Origin of the sequence: Paraburkholderia sp. J7, from assembly GCF_905220155.1 — a bacterium.
Taxonomy (GTDB): domain Bacteria; phylum Pseudomonadota; class Gammaproteobacteria; order Burkholderiales; family Burkholderiaceae; genus Paraburkholderia.
In genome coordinates this window covers 58,852-75,003 of record NZ_CAJMYZ010000014.1, presented here as the reverse complement: position 1 = coordinate 75,003, position 16,152 = coordinate 58,852, and the positions used below count along the sequence as shown (strand labels likewise).

The window sequence follows — 16,152 nt, the reverse complement described above, 5'->3', positions numbered from 1 at the left end:
GCCCTGCACGTCCCTCACCTCAACATCCTTACCCAACCTCGCGGAGCAACATCATGCAAAAGACGGCATCGGCAAAATGGCACGGCGGCATCAAGGACGGTCAGGGCACGATCTCGACGCAAACCGGCGTGCTCAAGGAGGCGCCGTATGGCTTCGCCTCGCGCTTCGAAGGCGGTCCCGGCACCAACCCCGAGGAGCTGATCGGCGCGGCGCACGCGGGCTGCTTCACCATGGCCTTCTCGCTCTTTCTGACCCAGGCGGGCTTCACGGCCGAGAGCATCGAGACGAAATCGACCGTCACGCTCGACAAGGTCGGTGAAGGCTTTGCCATCACGAGCTGTCAGCTCGACATGACCGCGAAGATTCCGGGCATCGACCAGGCGAAGTTCGACGAGCTTTCGAAGGGCGCCAAGGAGAACTGCCCGGTGTCGAAGCTGTTCGCCAACAACGCGACGATCACGCTCAACGCGAAGCTCGTTTAAGAGACGCTCATGGCCATCCCCCATGCCGCGCCGGGTGAGGTCTTCGACGTACGGCCGCTAGGCGGCGCGCTCAAGAGTGCGAAGTCGATCACCCTGATCCGCGCGCAGCAACTCGAAGTCATGCGCATCGTGCTGCCGGCAGGCAAGCGCCTGCCCGAGCACAGCGTGCCCGGCGAGATCACGGTGCAGTGCGTGGAAGGCGTGATCCGCTTCTTCGTGAACGGCGACCCGCGCACCATGCACGCCGGTGACATGCTGCTGCTCGGCGGCGGCGAAAAGCACGCGCTGGTAGCGCTCGACGACGCTTCGGTGATCGTCACGATTCACCTTGCGCATGGGGGCAAGTAGCCGCGCCTTGGGGCCGCGCCGCTAACTCGTTCGAAACTTTCGAACGTCTGCATCACTCCCGTAGCACGGCAAACCGTGCCAGCGGAACGATCATGGGTTCCAACGCAAACGCGTTCAGACAACCCACGGAGTTCCGCGATGAAACCCTTACGCTTGCTCAAGCGGCTTGGCGCCGCCCTCTTCTGCGCTGCCGCCCTGGCGCCGGCCATGCCCTCGATGTCGGCAACCGTCCCGCAACCTGCCGCCGCTGCCGTTGCCGCTGCCATTACGCAGCACGACATCGAAGCGAACGGCCTGCGCCTGCATTATCTGCAGGCGGGCAACCCGCAGAACGACGACGCCCCGGTTCTACTGCTGCACGGCTACGCCGAGACCAGCCATATGTGGCAACCGCTCATGGCGCACTTGGGCGAGCAGCGCGTCGTGATCGCGCCGGACCTGCCCGGCGCGGGCAATTCGGCAATCCCGGCGAGCGGCTACGACAAAAAGACGCTCGCGCAGGACATCCACGCGATGGTGCAGGCCCTCGGTTATCGCAAGGTCAAGCTCGTGGGTCACGACATCGGGCTAATGGTCGCGTATGCATACGCCGCGCAATACCCGGACGAAGTCGAAAGCATCACGCTGATGGACGCTTTCCTGCCCGGCGTTGGCGACTGGCAAAAGGTCTGGCTGCTGCGCGACAAGTGGCATTTCAACTTCTACGGGACCACGCCGCTTGCGCTCGTGGACGGCCGCGAGCGCATCTACTTCGAGCACTTCTGGAATGACTTTGCCGCGGACCCGAAGCACTCGGTGCCCGAAGCGGACCGCGAGCGCTATGCCGCTGCCTACGCCCGCCCGGGCCGCATGAAGGCCGGCTTTGAATACTTCCACGCGTTCCCGCAGGACGCCGCCGATTTCGCGGCGTTCGCGCAAACACCGCTCACGATGCCCATGCTCGTGCTGGCCGGGGAGAAGGCCTCCGGCACGTTCCTCATCGATCAGGCCCGGCTCGTCGATACGAACGTGCAAGGCGTGGTCATCCCGGGCGCGGGGCACTGGCTCATGGAAGAAGCGCCGGGACCGACAATCGCTGCGATCGAGCGGTTCGTCGGCGGCACGGGTGCGCGTTGAAGCGCGAGGTGGCACGCCGTGACGGATGCGGGCGGCTACCCGGCCGGCTTGCCGAGGTAGCGGCCCGCACCCGCGCTCACTGCTTCGACGGCACGGGATCGTCGTTGAGCGTCTTGAGGAACGCGATGATGTCCTGAATGTCGCTTTGCGTCATCGCGGGCTTGTCGCCGAACTTGCGGTCGAACGGCGCATCGGTCACGTCCACGTTCTTCTGGAACTGCGGCGGAATATCGTCGTACTTGTCGATCTTGCCATCGGGGCCGCGCGGATAAAACTTGCCCGGGTCCGTGTTGCGATCGTTGTAGAACGCCATCACGTCGTCGAGGTTGTGATACACGCCGTTATGGAAGAACACCGTGCGCGTGGCCGAGTTGCGCAGCGTGGGCGTGAGGAACATGCCGCAGTACTGCGTCTGGTCCTTGAAGTCCGAGCGGAACGGGCCGCATACCCCCAGATCGAAGAAGTGCGGGTCCTGGTTCTGCGCGAGCTTGTTGTTGCGCGGCACGCCGAGCGCCTCGTACTGGTAGTCCGTGAACATGGGCGGCAGGCCGTCCTTGCCGGGCTTCGAAAGGTGGCAGCCCGCGCAGTTCGCCTTGTTCGGGTCGTTGAACAGGCGCAGGCCGCGCAGCTCCGCTTGCGAGAGGCGCGCGTGGCCTTCGAGCCAGCGGTCGTACTTGCTGTTATACGGATGGAACGACTGATCTTCCACCTGGTAGCGCGAGATCGCGAACATCGCCTCCGCCACGGCCATCTTCGGGTCGCTGAAGATTCGGTCTCCGAACAACGCCGTGAAGTGCTTTGCGTACGGCGCTTTGGCGAGCTTCGTCGCCACCTGTTCGATGCTCGTGTTCGCCATTTCCACGGGATTGAGCAGCGGGCCGTACGCCTGCTGCTGCAGCGTGTCGGCGCGGCCGTCCCAGAAGAGGCCGCCCTGCGGCACCATCTCCACGGAGGTCGATGCGCCGCCCGCCACCTTCTGCGACTTCACGACATCGGCTGCGGCCGTGGCCTGCTGAGCGACCGTCGGCGCGTCGTCGTTTTCGCCCTGGTCGGGACCGATGCTGAAGTTCGGCTGACGGTACAGGTACATCAGCGAAGGCGGCGGGCGATAACCCTGCTGGTTCATCGCGAGGCCGCCCATCTGCACGTCGTGTCCGTTGGGCGGACCGTAGGAACGCTCGGGGCTATGGCACGAAGCACAGGACTGCTGACCGGAGCCCGAGAGCGCCGGGTCGAAGAAAAGCTGCTTGCCGAGCTGCGCCATCGCCGAAAGCGGCGCGACTGGCGGGCGCTGCAGCACCACGGGGTGCGGATTCGCGCCGGTCAGGTTCTCGACGACCTCGCCCACGGCGTCCGGCACGTTGCCGGGAAACGCCACGGCGTAGGCGCAAAAGCCCAGTGCGCCGAGCGCGATCACGGCGGCTACGGCGCGCAGAACGAGCCGCACGGGGCTCGACGCGCTGCGCGGTTTGGGTGAAGAGGAGCCAGGCGAAGTGGAAAGCTCGGACATGATTCGATCTTTCTTTGCGTAATACCACGAGAAGGAAAAGCCGAACGCCGCGTTGCACCCAGCGAACATCGAAGCTGGCGTGCAACGCGGCGAGAGCCGCACGACGTGACAACGGCGCGAGGCCGGCCGCCCGGCACGCGCGAGACTTGCGCGTGCCGCCGGTCGAAACTCGCGCCGGGACGTCGATCAGATCGACGGCGCGGAGCTCAACTGCGTGCCCAGCGTGCCATCGAGATACAACACCGGCAGATTGCCCGTACCGCCAAAGTTGAACAGCGCGCGCATGTCGCCAGCGGCTGCGTCGAACGAGCCGCCGCCAAGGCGTGCGCCGCCGAGCCAGTTGTCTTCGATGAAGCGCACCACCGATGCTTGATCGATGAACGTGTGGTCGACGTAGTTGGCCTTCGCCCACGGCGAGATCACTAGGAACGGAATGCGCGTGCCCGGACCGCAACGGCCGTTGACCGGCGCGCCCGCGATACCCGTGGGCTGCGTGCCCGTGCCGCACACGGCGTTGCCGTTGAGCTGGTCGGCCGCGTTCAGCGACGAATGCACCGGCGCCATGTACTGGTGGTCGTACCAGCCGTCCGAGTCGTCATAGGTCACGACGACTGCCGTGTTCTTCCAGTCGGGCTGCTGCATCAGGAAGTTCACGACCTTGGTCACGAACTGCTGCTCGTCGAGCGGGTCCGAATAGCCCGCGTGCGCGTCCTGGGCAGCCGGCGCCTTCAGAAAGCTCACCGACGGGAAATTGCCCGCCTTCACGGCCGCGAAGAAGTCGTCCGAGTCGTACTGGTGGTTGGCCGGGTCGAGCGTCTTGCCGTCCGTTTCGAGCGTCGAGCCAATGGCCGCCGTCGAGCTCGGGCGCAAGTGCTGCGGGTTTGCCGTCGTCTTGAAGTACTGGAACCAGTTGTGGTGCGGGCTGTAGTCGGCGGTCGCCGCATTCACGGCCGTGGCGACCGTGCTGCGCAGGCAGCCCGTCGTGCCGTTCGCGTTGACCGTCTGCAGGTTGAAGCCGCCCATGAAGCCGCCCCACGAGATCTTCTGCGCGTTCAGCAGGTCGCCAATGTTCTGCGCGTTGATCATGCCCTGGTCGGTCTTGCTCGAGCACGTGTCGTAGCCCGGGTCCACGTCGCCCATCATCGTGAGGCCGCCTGCGCCGTCTTCGATGTAGTACGTGGGCGTGGCAACCGTCGAAGGCTGCTTCGACGTGTTCACGAGTTCGAGGCCGTTGGTCTGGCCCGACACGACTTCGAGCGCGCCCGGCGTCGACGGACCGTAGGTCGTGGTCCATGCGTTGTCGCTCATGGCGAACTTCTGCGCATAGTTCCACATTGCCGTGACGGTGTTGCCGTCGTAATAGCCCATCACCTGGCCCTTCGTGCCGAAGGCGCCCGCGCCGCCGCTCGTGCCCTTACCCGTGTACTTCGGGAACAGGTCGAGTGCGCCGTTGTCGCCGGCCTGCTGCTCGGCCGTGTAGGCGTGATTCTGGTCGGCCGTGGCGGCCTGGGTGCGGTCGAGGCGGAACGGATTGGCGGCGTCCGTGCCGTTGAGCGTCGTGTTCGAGTTCGGGTTCGCCGTGAGCAGCGCGCCCGTGAGGCCGTTGACCGTCGGCGTGCCCGAGGCAGCCGTGAAGGCCGGCTCACCGCCCGGGTTCGTGGCGTTCGGGTAGGTGGCGAAGTAGTGGTCGAACGAAACGTTCTCGCCGTAGATCACGACGAGATGCTTGATCGGCGTGGCCGTCGTCAACGTGTCTTGCGCCGACGCGGCGGCTGCAGAGGTCCCCGGATTCGAATTGCTGCTGCCGCATGCAAACAGCGCGGCAGCGAGGCCCGCACAAGGCAGGGCGAGTAATGCTCGGCGATACAACATGTAGTTAGGCTCCATCGATTGTTTGAGTTGCTTTTTAGAGTCCTGCCGACGCGGCGCGCACCAGTGCGCCCTGCCGCCACGCCTTCAGTGAGGCCCGATCGATTCTGCGCACGGGCCCCCATGCGCCTTACATCAGAGCGAGCGCATTACAACATCGCAAGATGACTACACGGCGAACGTTTAATTTCCGAATACTTTCATCGGATTTCACCGCCGAAAGAATCGCGCAAGCAGCCGTGCGCGCTGAGCTGTGGATTCGGCCCCGGATTGCGGCTGCGCGCGAGGTCCGGTTCGGTCCATTGCACTCCGTGCGGCGCGAGCTATAACTGGAAATACAGTGCGGATGTTCTCTGCGCGCCCGCTCGCCCCTTCTTCTTGCGTCGCGCCGCGCTGTGCCGCCCCCGAATGCGTGGGCGCGCTTCTTACGTGAGTAGTGAGCTAAGACGTTCGGCAGCCGTGCGCTGCGCGCAGGCATCCCGACTTTCCAGATGAGTGTGCGACTTCAGGCTTGGCCTCTTGCTCGCGCGCACCTTCGCCGCGGAGTTGCTCCGCAGTTATCCCGCAGTGACTTCGTCATTGCCGCGAAGGCGCACTCACGAACTCGAGAAAGGAGGTTGATATGACATTACGCCTGGCATTGATCGCCATATGCGTGGCGGCCGTGGCCGCCGTTGCGCCCGGCACGGCGCGCGCGAAGGAAGACCCTGCCTCGCAGGAGCGCGCCCATCAGACGATGACCGATGACGCCGACGCTTCGGCTCAGGCCAGCACCGACATGTCGTACGGCGGCACGCCCGAAACGCACAGCGCCTCGGGCCACCGCACGGGCAAGATGTGCTGGCCGCGTCCCGATTGCGACGTGTTTTTCGGGCACTGAAATCTGGCTGCCGAGGTTTGGCCACTGCTGTTGGGCCACTGCTGTTGGGCCACTGCTGTTGGGCCACTGGGCCGCGCCCGCTAATCGAGCGCCGGCACGCCCGAAGCGGCGGCGTGCACGATCCGCCGCCCTCGTCTTTCGATCGTTGAATGCCTGCGCGCGGCGTGGTCGCCGCCGCAGTCGCCGCCTGGGCCGCTTTACGCGCGCCGGGCGAAACCCACGGCGCGCCAGGTAAACAGCGCGCCCGCCAGCATCAGCAGGCTCGTGCCGAGGAACACGGCGCGCATGCCCAGATGTCCGCCGACGAAGCCGCCGATCAGCGGCCCGAGCACCTGCCCCGCAAATTGCGCCGACACCGAATAGCCGAGCACACTGCCCGCGGCATGGTCCGGCGCGTTGTGACGAATGACCGTCGCGATGCACGGCAGGAGCGCCGCGAGCGACACGCCCATGAGAAAGCGCAGCGCGACGAGCTGCCAGCCCGCCGTGACGAACGCCTGCGGCACGAGCAGCACGGCCGAGACCGCGAGCGCGCCGACGATCACCTTCGCGTGCCCCACGCGGTCCGCGACGCGCCCGAGGCGAGAAGCCGCGACGATGCTGCCGAGCGCCGCCGCCGACATCGCGAGGCCCGCGACGAAAGTCACGCGCGCGGGGTCGTGCACGAGCGTCGCCACGTACACGGTGATGATGGGTTCGATCGACATGTTGGCCAGCATGAGCAGCATGCCGGTCACGAGCATGGCGGCGATCGGGCGCTTGTCGGGCAGCGCCGACCAGCCGCCCTTGTGCGCGGCATGCTGTGCTGCGCGCGCGGGGCGCGGCGCTTCCTTCACGAACACGCAGGTCGCGATGAAGGCCGCGAAGATCGTTGCGCCCGCCACCCAGAACGTGGCGCGCAAGCCGATGAGCGGCGGCAGCGCGCCGCCCAGCAGCGGCCCGATGAGATTGCCGGCCATGATGCCCGACGACAGCACGCCGAGCGCCCACGCCGACCGGTGACGCGGCGTTTGTGTCGCAACGAGGATGGTCGAACCCGACGAATAACCGCCCGCGAAACCCGCGAGCAGACGCAGCGCGACAAGCTGCCAGATGTTGCGCGACATGCCGATGAGCGACATCGTGATCGCCATGCCGAGGCTCGCGCGCACGAGCATGGGCTTGCGGCCGTAGCGGTCGCCGAGGCGCCCCCACACCGGCGCGACGAGCGCGGCCGTGAAGAACGTCGCGCTGTACGCGATGCCCGACCACTGCACGATCGCCGCGTGGCCGCGCACGCCCAGTTCCTCCACGTAGAGCGGCAGGAACGGCAGCATCAGCGTCATGGCGACGAGCGTCGTGAACGAACCCACCACGCAGACCGCGAGATTGCGCCGCCAGTGTTGCGCAACTGCGGCATCGTGCGGATTTTCAGGTGGCGCTGGCTTCGCGCCGGATACGGCGGGCGAAGGCGTGGGTGAAGAAACGGAAGTCGAATCGGACGCCCCGGCGCGATCGCGTGGCGGATCGTCGGGGTCTTCTGCGCGGGAGGTCATCGGCGGATCGAGGCAGCGGCGGGCAACGCGCTTCACCCGCTTGCCGGGTGAAGCTGCAAGGCGCCTACGTTAAGCGAAGCGCGCCGCGTCTGTCAATTTTTTAAGCATCCGCCGAAGATGGGCGTCCAGTTCGTCCAGTTCGCTCACTTGCCGGCGTCGCGTTGGCCGTTTATTGCACGGCAACCTGCAGCAGCCCCACCACGCGCTGCAGCGGCACGAGCACTTCGGTGTCGATGCCATAGAGCGGGCCGAGCGTCTGCGAGACGTCGCGATAGTCGAGCCGCGTGTGCCCTTCGTTGTCTTCCCAGATCACCATGCGCAGGGGCAGTTCCACGGCCGCGTGCGGGTTGGCCGCCATGACGGGCGTACCGGCCTTCGGATTGCCGAACAGGATGAGCCGCGTGCGGCGCAGGCTCAGCCCGGCGGTCACGGCGGCTTCGCGCTGGTCGACGTCGGCGAAGATATCCGCGCCCGCCTTGGCGAGCGCCGCCTTCAGGCGCGCGATCGTCGTGTCGAAGTCGTGCGCGCTCTTGAGCGACAGCACCGACGAGGGATGTTGCCCGTACTCGGCCATGACAAACTCCTCCTATGGCGCACGGCCCGCGCGAATGCGCGATGCATGCAACGGCACTTTATCCCAGAATTCACAGCGAATGATTCGGGGCGCGCGCAGGGGCGATTCATGCTCCCTGTCTGGCGGCACGCGTCTTTGTTTCGTCGCCCGGCTGGGCGGCATGGGCGCGGTGGGACCACGCACGCCACCACACCCGCGCAGCGCCCGCCGAGAGCACGGCGGCGATCAGCAGATTCACACGCATGCCCGCACCGATCGACGCGCGCCCTGCGATCATCGCGCCCGCAACGGCCACACCGAGCGCCGCGCCCGTCTGCCGGGCGGCATTGAGCACGCCAGCCGCGATGCCCGCGCGGCCCTGATCGACTGTCGCCATGAGTGCCGCGGTGCACGCGGGCATCATCAGGCTCGCGGCGAAACCAATGGCCGGCAGCGGCACGGCCAGCAAGTCGTATCGCGCCGTCGAGCCGCCGATGGCCGCACTGAGGTAGCCCGCTGCCGCGAGCAGGCACGCGAGCGCAACTAGCGCGCGCGGCCCAAGCCACGCGACTGCGCGCCGCGAAAGCAGACTGCCGAGCGGCACCATCACCGTGAGCGGCAGGAAAGCGAGGCCCGCGCGCAACGGCGCATAGCCGCGCTCCTGCTGCAGATAGAGGCTGAGTCCGAATAGCAGACCGTAGAACGTGAACGCCGAAATCATCGACACCAGCACGGCGGCGCTGAACACGGGCTCGCGGAAGAAGCCGAGCGGCAGCATCGGCTGCGCGTGACGCTTTTCGAGCGCGACGAAGGCGATCGCCGCCACAAGCGCCAGCACGAGACCGCCCGCGACGATCGGTGCATGCCAGCCGTACGCAGGCGCCTCGATGATGGCCGCATTGAGCAGCGCCAGCGCCGCGATGGCCGCCGTCTGGCCCGCGAGATCGAGCCTGCGCGGCACGCCTCCTCGCGGTTGCGGCGCCACGCGAGCGGCCATGACGATGCCTGCAAGGCACACCGGCACGTTGAGCAGGAAAATGCTGCGCCAGCCGACGAGCCCGATCAGCACGCCGCCCAGCACCGGACCCGCCGCCATCGCGATGCCACCCATCCCGGCCCACACGCCGAAGGCGGCGGCGCGCTCGCGCGCGTTGGCGCACGCGCCGTTGATGAGCGACATCGAAGCGGGCACGAGCAGCGCCGCGCCCATGCCTTGCAGCACGCGTCCGAGCGTGAGGAGCGCGAGGCTCGGCGCGGCGCCACACAACACCGAGGCCGCGGTGAAGACCGCGAGGCCGGCCATATAGACAGGGCGCGCGCCGAGCCGGTCGCCGAGTGTGCCGCCTGAAAGCAGCAGACTCGCGAACGTGAGCGTATAGGCGTTCACGACCCACTGCAGCCCGGACACGCCGCCCGCAAGACTCGCGCCGATACGCTCCAGCGCGACGTTGACGATCGAGGTGTCGAGGATCACCACGACATAGCTGATGCTCGTGGCCCAAAGCACGCGGCGTGGCTGTTCGATGCTGTGTGATTCGTGCGTCTGCATGGGCTCTCCTGCAACGCCGGCGCGCGTTGGGCACCGGCCATGAGCCCAGTATCAGTTGCACGGCAGCGGCGATGCTTCGATGCGTATCGAAACATGCGACCCTGCTCGCGCGTTACGCTATGGGTATGTCCTGGAGAAACGCATGAACCTGCACCCGAGGGTGTCCGCCACGGCATTCCTGATCGCCGACCCCGCGCGGGCCGCGATGCTGATGGCGCTCGCCGACGGCCGCGCCCTGCCCGCCGGCGAACTGGCTTACGCGGCCGGCGTGACCGCGCAAACCGCGAGCAGCCACCTGGCGAAACTGCTGGACGGCGGGCTGCTTGCCGTGGAAAAGGAAGGCCGCCACCGCTACTACCGGCTCGCGGATGGGCAGGTCGCCGCCTTGCTCGAAAACCTCGCGACAGTCGGCGCGCGCGTGCCGGTGCGCCGCAAGCCGCTCGGCCGCGAAGCGCAGAACCTGCGTTTCGCGCGCTGCTGCTATGACCATCTCGCGGGCCAGGTCGGCGTGGCGCTAACGGCGCGCCTCGCGCATGCCGGCCTCATCACCGCCGAAGCCGACAAGCGCTTCGCGGTGACGCCCGCAGGCGCGGCATGGTTCGGCGAACTCGGGCTCGACGTCGCCGCGCTCAAGCCGGGGCGTCACGGCATCGCCCGCCAATGTCTCGACTGGACCGAGCGCCAGCATCATCTGGCCGGGCCGCTCGGCGTGGCCTTTCTCACGCTGCTCTGCGAACGCGGCTGGATGCGGCGCACGAATACGTCGCGCGCGGTGCAGGTCACGCCGCGCGGCTGGATCGATCTGCGCGAGCGGCTGGGCCTGACGCCCGAGTTGCTGAGCACCCACGCAGATGATTCGAATGACTAACTAATTGTGCAGCGTCACGCCACGAGGAACCGCTGCGCGAGCCGCACCCAGCACGCCGCGCCGAGTGGCAGCACCTGGTCGTTGAAGTCGTAGCCGGGGTTGTGCACCATGCAGCCGCCGAACTCCCCTTCGCCGTTGCCGAGCAGCAGGTAGCAACCGGGCACCGCGTTCAGCATCCACGCGAAGTCCTCGCTGCCGTTCAGGCCCTTCGGCGCCTGCATGACCACGTTGTCCTCGCCCACCAGCTCTGCGCAGACCTGCTGCGCGAGTGCGGTTTCTTCCGGCGTATTGACCATCGGCGGCGTGAGCTGCCGGTAGTCGATCTGCGCCTCGACGCCGTGCGCCTGCGCCGTGAGCGACACGATCTCGCGCACGCGTGACTCCACGAGCGCACGGGTTTCGGGGCGCGCCGCGCGGATGTTCAGGCCGAGCGTGACCGACTCCGGTATTACGTTGTGGGTCGCGCCGCCGCGAATGTAGCCCACGGACACCACCGCGGACTCGTCGGGCGCCACGTTGCGCGCCACGATGGTTTGCAGCGCCGTCACGAGCGCCGCCGCGGCCACGATGGGGTCCTTCACGCGGTGCGGCATCGCGCCGTGGCCGCCCACGCCCTTGAGCGTCACGTCGGCCACATCCGATGAAAGGCTCACCGAGCCCGGCAGCACGCGGAACGTCCCGGCCGGCACGCCCGGCATGTTGTGCAACGCGTAGACGGCGTCGCAGGGAAAGCGCTCGAAGAGACCGTCTTCGATCATCGCCTTCGCGCCGCACAGATTTTCTTCATCGGGCTGGAAGATCAGGTTGAGCGTGCCGTCGAAGTCGCGGCGCTCCGCCAGCGTTTTCGCAGCGGCAAGCAGAATCGCCGTGTGGCCGTCGTGCCCGCACGCGTGCATCTTGCCAGGCGCCTGGCTCGCGTATGGCAGGCCCGTGTTCTCGACGATCGGCAGCGCATCCATGTCGGCGCGAATACCCAGGCGCCGCTTGCCCTCGCCCACTTTGAGCTGCCCCACCACACCGCTCCTGCCGATGCCCGTATGCACTTCGTAGCCCCACTTCTCCAGCAGCATCGCGACGAGCTTCGCCGTGGCGCCCACTTCGAAACCTAATTCGGGCTGCGAATGAATCTGACGGCGAATGCCGATGAAAGTCTCGGCGTCGATCTCGATCTCGGGCAGCAAGGTGGGCAGCAACTGGAACGGGGTGAGCGACGGTTCACGTTTCATGAGGATTCCGTTATTCGTGTGAAGGATCGAAAGGCGAGAGACCACGCGCAACGCATCGTTAGCCGACGCGCTGCTCGCGAATCGCGCCGATGGCGCACAGCGAGATGAGCCCGCATACAACGAGATAGAACGCAGGCGAAAGCGGATTGCCGGTCTTCGCAAGCAGCCACGTGACGATGAACTGCGAGCTGCCGCCGAACACCGTCACGCCCACGCTATAGATGACCGAAAGACCGCTTGCTCGCACGCTGGCGGGGAGCATTTCCATGAGCATCAGCAGCATGGGCGTGGAGCCGAGATTCGCGGCGGCGGTGATCATGACCGAGAGCGCGAGCACGAGCGGCACGCTCGGCATGCGCGTCATCAGCCAGAACGCGGGCACGATGGCCACGATATTGAAGAGCAGCGCGCCCAGCACGAGCCGCTTGCGGCGCGCGAGCCGGTCGGCCAGCCGCCCGGAAACGAGCGAGGCGACGAGCATGGTGAAACCCGTGGCACAGCCCGACAGCAGCGAGAGCGACGGCGGCATCTTGAGCACGCGGATCATGTAGGTCGGCATGAAGAACACCACGAGATACATGCCCACCGTGCCCGCCGTGATCGAGAGAATGCCGAGTCCCACCTTTGCGCCGTGCTCGCGCATGAGTGTGCCGAGCGGGCTGGGTGCGTCGGGTTCGGCTTCGTGCGTTTCGTCGAGTTTCGCGCGGATGTAGAGGCCCACCGGCGCGATCAGCAGACCGCCGAGAAACGGCAGGCGCCAGCCCCAGCCCTCCAGCGCCTGGGGCGACAGCGTGGCGTAGAGCACGGCCCCCGTGAGCGCGCCGATGAGCGCCGAGATGCCCTGGCTGCCCAGTTGCCAGCTCACGCGAAAGCCGCGCTGCCCCACTTCGCCGGACTCCATCAGCATGGCCGTGGACGCGCCGATTTCGCCGCCGAGCGAGAAGCCTTGCAGGAGCCGCCCCGCGAGGATCACGAGCGAGCCCATCACGCCGGCCTGCGCGTAGGTGGGCGCGAACGCAATGCACAGCGTGCCCGCCACCATCAGCGCGATGGTCAGCGTCATGGCGGCCTTGCGCCCGCGCCGGTCGGCGTAGCTGCCGATCACGAGACCACCGAGCGGGCGCATCACGAAGCCGATGCCGAACGTCGCCACAGCGAGCAGCAGCGAGCCGTAAGGGCTGTCCGAGGGGAAAAAGAGCCGGCCGATCAAGAGCGCGAAAAAGCTGTACACCGTGAAGTCGTACATTTCGAGCGCATTGCCGATCGAACACGCGGCGATCAGGCGGAACTGGCTCTGACGAGTGGCCGCGGGCGGTGCAATCGGGGCGGTGGCGCTGAGCGTTGCGTCATTCATGGCAGATCTCCGCGAGCGGTGGAGCGGTGGGACAGCGGGAATGGGAACTGGCCGAACGATATTCAGGCCGCTCTCATTTTTGAAAGAAGTCACAAATTTTCATCTTGATAACCGGATGGAATCGCAGCGAAATGCAACGGCCATCGCGCCGAGGCCCAATTTCCCGGCTATCGACATGACTAGACAAATTTGTAAGGAACGTGTCTGAGCACCAGCGTCGCCCGCCCGGCAACGCAACGTCGCGCGCAAGCGCATGGATTTAGCGCCATTACACGCGGATTTACAGGGTTTTCCATGAGCCCGTATTTCTGAAATTCTCTTGCACTCAAATTCTTTTCTCGCCATTCTTGTCTATGCAAGTCACGCGAGCGAAATAACGTACCCACGGGTCCACAGTACCCACCGACAAAGGAGCATGGTCATGCAGGCGAAGTACACCCGGCTGGCAAAAGCGCTGATCGGCGCAGCACTCGGCGTCACGCTGCTTGGAAGCGGCAGTGCCGGCGCGAAGGAATGGAAAAGCGTGACGATCGCGCTCGACGGCAGCTATGCCCCCTGGAACCTGACGCTGCCCGGCGGCAAACTCGGTGGCTTCGAACCGGAACTGGTCGAAAACCTGTGCGCGCGTGCACAGATCCAGTGCAAGCTCGTCGCGCAGGACTGGGATGGCATGATTCCAGGTCTCCAGGCCGGAAAATTCGATGTCCTGATGGATGCGATCTCGATCACGCCCGAGCGTGAGAAGATCATCGCCTTCTCGAAGCCCTATGCATCCACACCGGCCACGTTCGCCGTGTCCGATACGAAGGTTCTGCCCAAGGGCGGCCCGAACACGCCGCCTCTGAAGCTCGACGCCGACTCGCGCAGCAACGCGCCCGCCATCGAGTCGATGCGCCATGCGCTGAAGGGCAAGACCATCGGCATCCAGTCGGGCACTGTCTATACGGGATTCATCAACGCGAACTTCAAGGACGTCGCCTCGGTGCGCGTGTACAAGACCGCGCCCGAGCGTGACCTCGACCTCGCAAACGGCCGCATCGACGCCACCTTCGACGACGTGACCTACTACACCGCCAACTCCGACAAGTCGCCAGTGGTGATTGCCGGCACGATGATCTCCGGCCCGATCTGGGGTCCCGGCGAAGGCCTCGCGTTCCGCAAGCAGGACGCCGACCTGAAGGCGAAGTTCGACACCGCGATCACCGCGGCGCTTGCCGACGGCACCGTGAAGAAACTCGCCCTGAAGTGGTTCAAGACCGACGTGACGCCATAAGCGCCGCATCCAGGCCACGCGCGCGCCGCCTCCGGCGCGCGCCTTTGTTTCCCGACCCGCGTGGATCCAAGCCATGTCTCTGTTATCGATCTTCAACACACTCGGCCTCGGGCCGGACGGCTGGGGTAGCGTACTGCTGCTCGGCGCGTTGATGACTGTTGTCCTGACGCTTGCCGCACTCGCGATCGGCGCGGTGTTCGGTGCGCTCATCGCCGCCGCGAAACTCTCGCGCTGGCGCGTGCTGCGCGTATTCGGCGACTTCTACACGACCGTGTTTCGCGGCGTGCCCGAACTGCTCGTCATCTATTTGTTCTACTTCGGCGGCTCCTCGCTCGTCACCACCGTTGGCCAGTGGTTCGGCGCAGACGGTTTCGTCGGCGTGCCGCCCTTCGCCGTTGGCGCGTTCGCGGTCGGCATGATTTCGGGCGCCTATCAGGCCGAGGTCTATCGCGCCGCCGTGCTCGCGGTTGCGCGCGGCGAAATCGAAGCCGCTCGCGCGATCGGCATGCCGACGCTCACGATGTTCCGCCGCATCCTGATCCCGCAGGTGCTGCGCTACGCGCTGCCCGGCATCGGCAACGTCTGGCAACTGAGCCTCAAGGATTCCGCGCTGATCTCGGTCACCGGGCTCGCCGAGCTGCTGCGTTCGAGTCAGATCGCGGCGGGCTCGACCCACCAGTACTTCCTCTTCTTCGTCGCCGGCGGCGTGCTGTATCTCGCCATGACGGGCGTGTCGAACCGTGTCTTCGGGCGTGCCGAAGCGATCGTCGGCCGCTCATTCAAGCGCAACTTCGCGCGCAACTGATCACGGAGCGCTCAATCATGACCATCGATTTCGCGTTCCTGCTCGACACCTTGCGCCAGCTCATCGGCGCCGTGCCGACAACGCTGGGCCTTTTCTTCGCCTCGCTCGTGCTGGGCGGCCTGCTCTCGCTCGTGATCGTCACGATGCGGGTGTCGCCGCACTGGCTGCCGAACCGCTTTGCGCGCGCATACATCCTCGTATTTCGCGGCTCCCCGCTGCTGATCCAGATGTTCCTCGTGTATTACGGCCTCGGGCAGTTCGGCGTGATTCGCGAGAGCTTTCTGTGGCCGGTGCTGCGCGAACCCTATGTTTGCGCCGTCCTGTCGCTCGCGCTGTGCACGGCGGGATACACGGCCGAGATCATTCGCGGCGGCCTCATGGCCGTGCCCGTCGGGCAGATCGAAGCCGGGTACTCGATCGGCCTTTCCGGTTTCGCCCTGCTGCGCCGCGTGATCGGACCCATCGCGCTGCGCCAGTGCCTGCCCGCGTATTCGACGGAAGCCGTGCTGCTCGTCAAGTCGACGGCGCTGGCAAGCCTCGTCACCGTGTGGGAAGTGACGGGAGTCGCGCAGCAGATCATCCAGCAGACCTATCGCACGACCGAGGTGTTCACGTGCGCTGCGCTCATTTACCTGTTCCTGAACTTCGTCGTCGTACGCGTGATCGGCTTCCTCGAGCAACGGCTCTCGCGCCATCTGCGCGCAGCACCGCCCGCCGCACGCAAGCCCGCCGCGCCGCTCGAAGCCAGCCGCGCCGTATCGTGACCCGCCGCCCTATCCGGAGA

15 protein-coding genes are annotated in these 16,152 nt (G+C 66.3%); 8 read left to right on the top strand and 7 right to left on the bottom strand.

The window, feature by feature from the left end:
- The first annotated feature begins 53 nt into the window (after window positions 1-53).
- The 3 genes from U5A58_RS22745 (at window position 54) to U5A58_RS22735 (ending at window position 1,946) form a co-directional block, all read left to right on the top strand.
- Window positions 54-482, top strand: coding sequence for an OsmC family protein (locus U5A58_RS22745; protein WP_321915428.1), 429 nt, complete (start codon window positions 54-56; stop codon window positions 480-482).
- Window positions 483-491: 9 nt separating this feature from the next.
- Window positions 492-830 carry a cupin domain-containing protein gene (locus tag U5A58_RS22740; RefSeq protein WP_321963104.1) on the top strand — a complete coding sequence of 113 codons (339 nt, stop codon included), beginning with the start codon at window positions 492-494 and terminating at the stop codon, window positions 828-830.
- Window positions 831-968: 138 nt separating this feature from the next.
- Window positions 969-1,946, top strand: a complete 978-nt coding sequence (locus U5A58_RS22735) for an alpha/beta hydrolase (RefSeq protein ID WP_321963103.1) — start codon at window positions 969-971, stop codon at window positions 1,944-1,946.
- Between the two features lie 76 nt (window positions 1,947-2,022).
- On the opposite strand, the gene U5A58_RS22730 is transcribed toward U5A58_RS22735, so the two are convergent.
- Together U5A58_RS22730 and U5A58_RS22725 are read right to left on the bottom strand one after the other, a co-directional pair.
- Window positions 2,023-3,456 (bottom strand): cytochrome-c peroxidase, encoded by a 1,434-nt coding sequence (locus tag U5A58_RS22730; protein ID WP_321963102.1) that lies wholly within the window; start codon window positions 3,454-3,456, stop codon window positions 2,023-2,025.
- A gap of 186 nt (window positions 3,457-3,642) precedes the next feature.
- A complete protein-coding gene (locus tag U5A58_RS22725; RefSeq protein WP_321963231.1) occupies window positions 3,643-5,325 on the bottom strand; it encodes an alkaline phosphatase family protein in 1,683 nt (560 codons plus the stop codon).
- Window positions 5,326-5,947: 622 nt separating this feature from the next.
- Between U5A58_RS22725 and U5A58_RS22720 the strand changes: the two genes are divergently transcribed.
- Window positions 5,948-6,205, top strand: a complete 258-nt coding sequence (locus U5A58_RS22720) for a hypothetical protein (RefSeq protein ID WP_321915432.1) — start codon at window positions 5,948-5,950, stop codon at window positions 6,203-6,205.
- Between the two features lie 197 nt (window positions 6,206-6,402).
- On the opposite strand, the gene U5A58_RS22715 is transcribed toward U5A58_RS22720, so the two are convergent.
- The 3 genes from U5A58_RS22715 to U5A58_RS22705 all read right to left on the bottom strand — a co-directional run bounded on the left by U5A58_RS22715 (window position 6,403) and on the right by U5A58_RS22705 (window position 9,842).
- Window positions 6,403-7,740, bottom strand: a complete 1,338-nt coding sequence (locus U5A58_RS22715; protein WP_321963101.1) for a multidrug efflux MFS transporter — start codon at window positions 7,738-7,740, stop codon at window positions 6,403-6,405.
- A gap of 169 nt (window positions 7,741-7,909) precedes the next feature.
- Window positions 7,910-8,314 carry a DUF302 domain-containing protein gene (locus U5A58_RS22710; protein WP_321963100.1) on the bottom strand — a complete coding sequence of 135 codons (405 nt, stop codon included), beginning with the start codon at window positions 8,312-8,314 and terminating at the stop codon, window positions 7,910-7,912.
- Between the two features lie 106 nt (window positions 8,315-8,420).
- Window positions 8,421-9,842: an MFS transporter gene (locus U5A58_RS22705; protein WP_321963099.1), complete on the bottom strand. Its 1,422-nt coding sequence runs from the start codon at window positions 9,840-9,842 to the stop codon at window positions 8,421-8,423.
- Between the two features lie 142 nt (window positions 9,843-9,984).
- On the opposite strand from U5A58_RS22705, the gene U5A58_RS22700 reads away from it, so the two are divergent.
- Window positions 9,985-10,710: a helix-turn-helix domain-containing protein gene (locus tag U5A58_RS22700; RefSeq protein WP_321963098.1), complete on the top strand. Its 726-nt coding sequence runs from the start codon at window positions 9,985-9,987 to the stop codon at window positions 10,708-10,710.
- A gap of 14 nt (window positions 10,711-10,724) precedes the next feature.
- Here the strand turns inward: U5A58_RS22700 and U5A58_RS22695 are convergent, their stop codons facing one another.
- Both U5A58_RS22695 and U5A58_RS22690 read right to left on the bottom strand, forming a co-directional pair.
- Window positions 10,725-11,936, bottom strand: a complete 1,212-nt coding sequence (locus tag U5A58_RS22695) for a M20 aminoacylase family protein (RefSeq protein ID WP_321963097.1) — start codon at window positions 11,934-11,936, stop codon at window positions 10,725-10,727.
- A 58-nt stretch (window positions 11,937-11,994) separates the two neighbouring features.
- The gene (locus tag U5A58_RS22690; protein WP_321963096.1) at window positions 11,995-13,290 is read right to left on the bottom strand and encodes an MFS transporter; all 1,296 of its coding nucleotides are present in this window, start codon (window positions 13,288-13,290) and stop codon (window positions 11,995-11,997) included.
- Window positions 13,291-13,711: 421 nt separating this feature from the next.
- Here U5A58_RS22690 and U5A58_RS22685 point away from each other — a divergent pair, with 421 nt between their 5' ends.
- From U5A58_RS22685 to U5A58_RS22675, 3 genes are all read left to right on the top strand, one after another.
- Window positions 13,712-14,563: a transporter substrate-binding domain-containing protein gene (locus tag U5A58_RS22685; protein ID WP_321963095.1), complete on the top strand. Its 852-nt coding sequence runs from the start codon at window positions 13,712-13,714 to the stop codon at window positions 14,561-14,563.
- Between the two features lie 73 nt (window positions 14,564-14,636).
- Complete coding sequence (locus U5A58_RS22680; RefSeq protein ID WP_321915439.1) at window positions 14,637-15,368, top strand: ABC transporter permease; 732 nt, start codon at window positions 14,637-14,639, stop codon at window positions 15,366-15,368.
- Between the two features lie 17 nt (window positions 15,369-15,385).
- The gene (locus tag U5A58_RS22675) at window positions 15,386-16,132 is read left to right on the top strand and encodes an ABC transporter permease subunit (protein WP_321963094.1); all 747 of its coding nucleotides are present in this window, start codon (window positions 15,386-15,388) and stop codon (window positions 16,130-16,132) included.
- The last annotated feature ends 20 nt before the right edge of the window (window positions 16,133-16,152 follow it).

Coding starts and splice junctions, on each gene's coding strand:
- U5A58_RS22675 (WP_321963094.1), top strand. CDS start 15,386: ATGACCATCGATTTCGCGTTCCTGCTCGACACCTTGCGCCAGCTCATC.
- U5A58_RS22735 (WP_321963103.1), top strand. CDS start 969: ATGAAACCCTTACGCTTGCTCAAGCGGCTTGGCGCCGCCCTCTTCTGC.
- U5A58_RS22710 (WP_321963100.1), bottom strand. CDS start 8,314: ATGGCCGAGTACGGGCAACATCCCTCGTCGGTGCTGTCGCTCAAGAGC.
- U5A58_RS22680 (WP_321915439.1), top strand. CDS start 14,637: ATGTCTCTGTTATCGATCTTCAACACACTCGGCCTCGGGCCGGACGGC.
- U5A58_RS22715 (WP_321963101.1), bottom strand. CDS start 7,740: ATGACCTCCCGCGCAGAAGACCCCGACGATCCGCCACGCGATCGCGCC.
- U5A58_RS22740 (WP_321963104.1), top strand. CDS start 492: ATGGCCATCCCCCATGCCGCGCCGGGTGAGGTCTTCGACGTACGGCCG.
- U5A58_RS22730 (WP_321963102.1), bottom strand. CDS start 3,456: ATGTCCGAGCTTTCCACTTCGCCTGGCTCCTCTTCACCCAAACCGCGC.
- U5A58_RS22690 (WP_321963096.1), bottom strand. CDS start 13,290: ATGAATGACGCAACGCTCAGCGCCACCGCCCCGATTGCACCGCCCGCG.
- U5A58_RS22705 (WP_321963099.1), bottom strand. CDS start 9,842: ATGCAGACGCACGAATCACACAGCATCGAACAGCCACGCCGCGTGCTT.
- U5A58_RS22685 (WP_321963095.1), top strand. CDS start 13,712: ATGCAGGCGAAGTACACCCGGCTGGCAAAAGCGCTGATCGGCGCAGCA.
- U5A58_RS22720 (WP_321915432.1), top strand. CDS start 5,948: ATGACATTACGCCTGGCATTGATCGCCATATGCGTGGCGGCCGTGGCC.
- U5A58_RS22695 (WP_321963097.1), bottom strand. CDS start 11,936: ATGAAACGTGAACCGTCGCTCACCCCGTTCCAGTTGCTGCCCACCTTG.
- U5A58_RS22745 (WP_321915428.1), top strand. CDS start 54: ATGCAAAAGACGGCATCGGCAAAATGGCACGGCGGCATCAAGGACGGT.
- U5A58_RS22700 (WP_321963098.1), top strand. CDS start 9,985: ATGAACCTGCACCCGAGGGTGTCCGCCACGGCATTCCTGATCGCCGAC.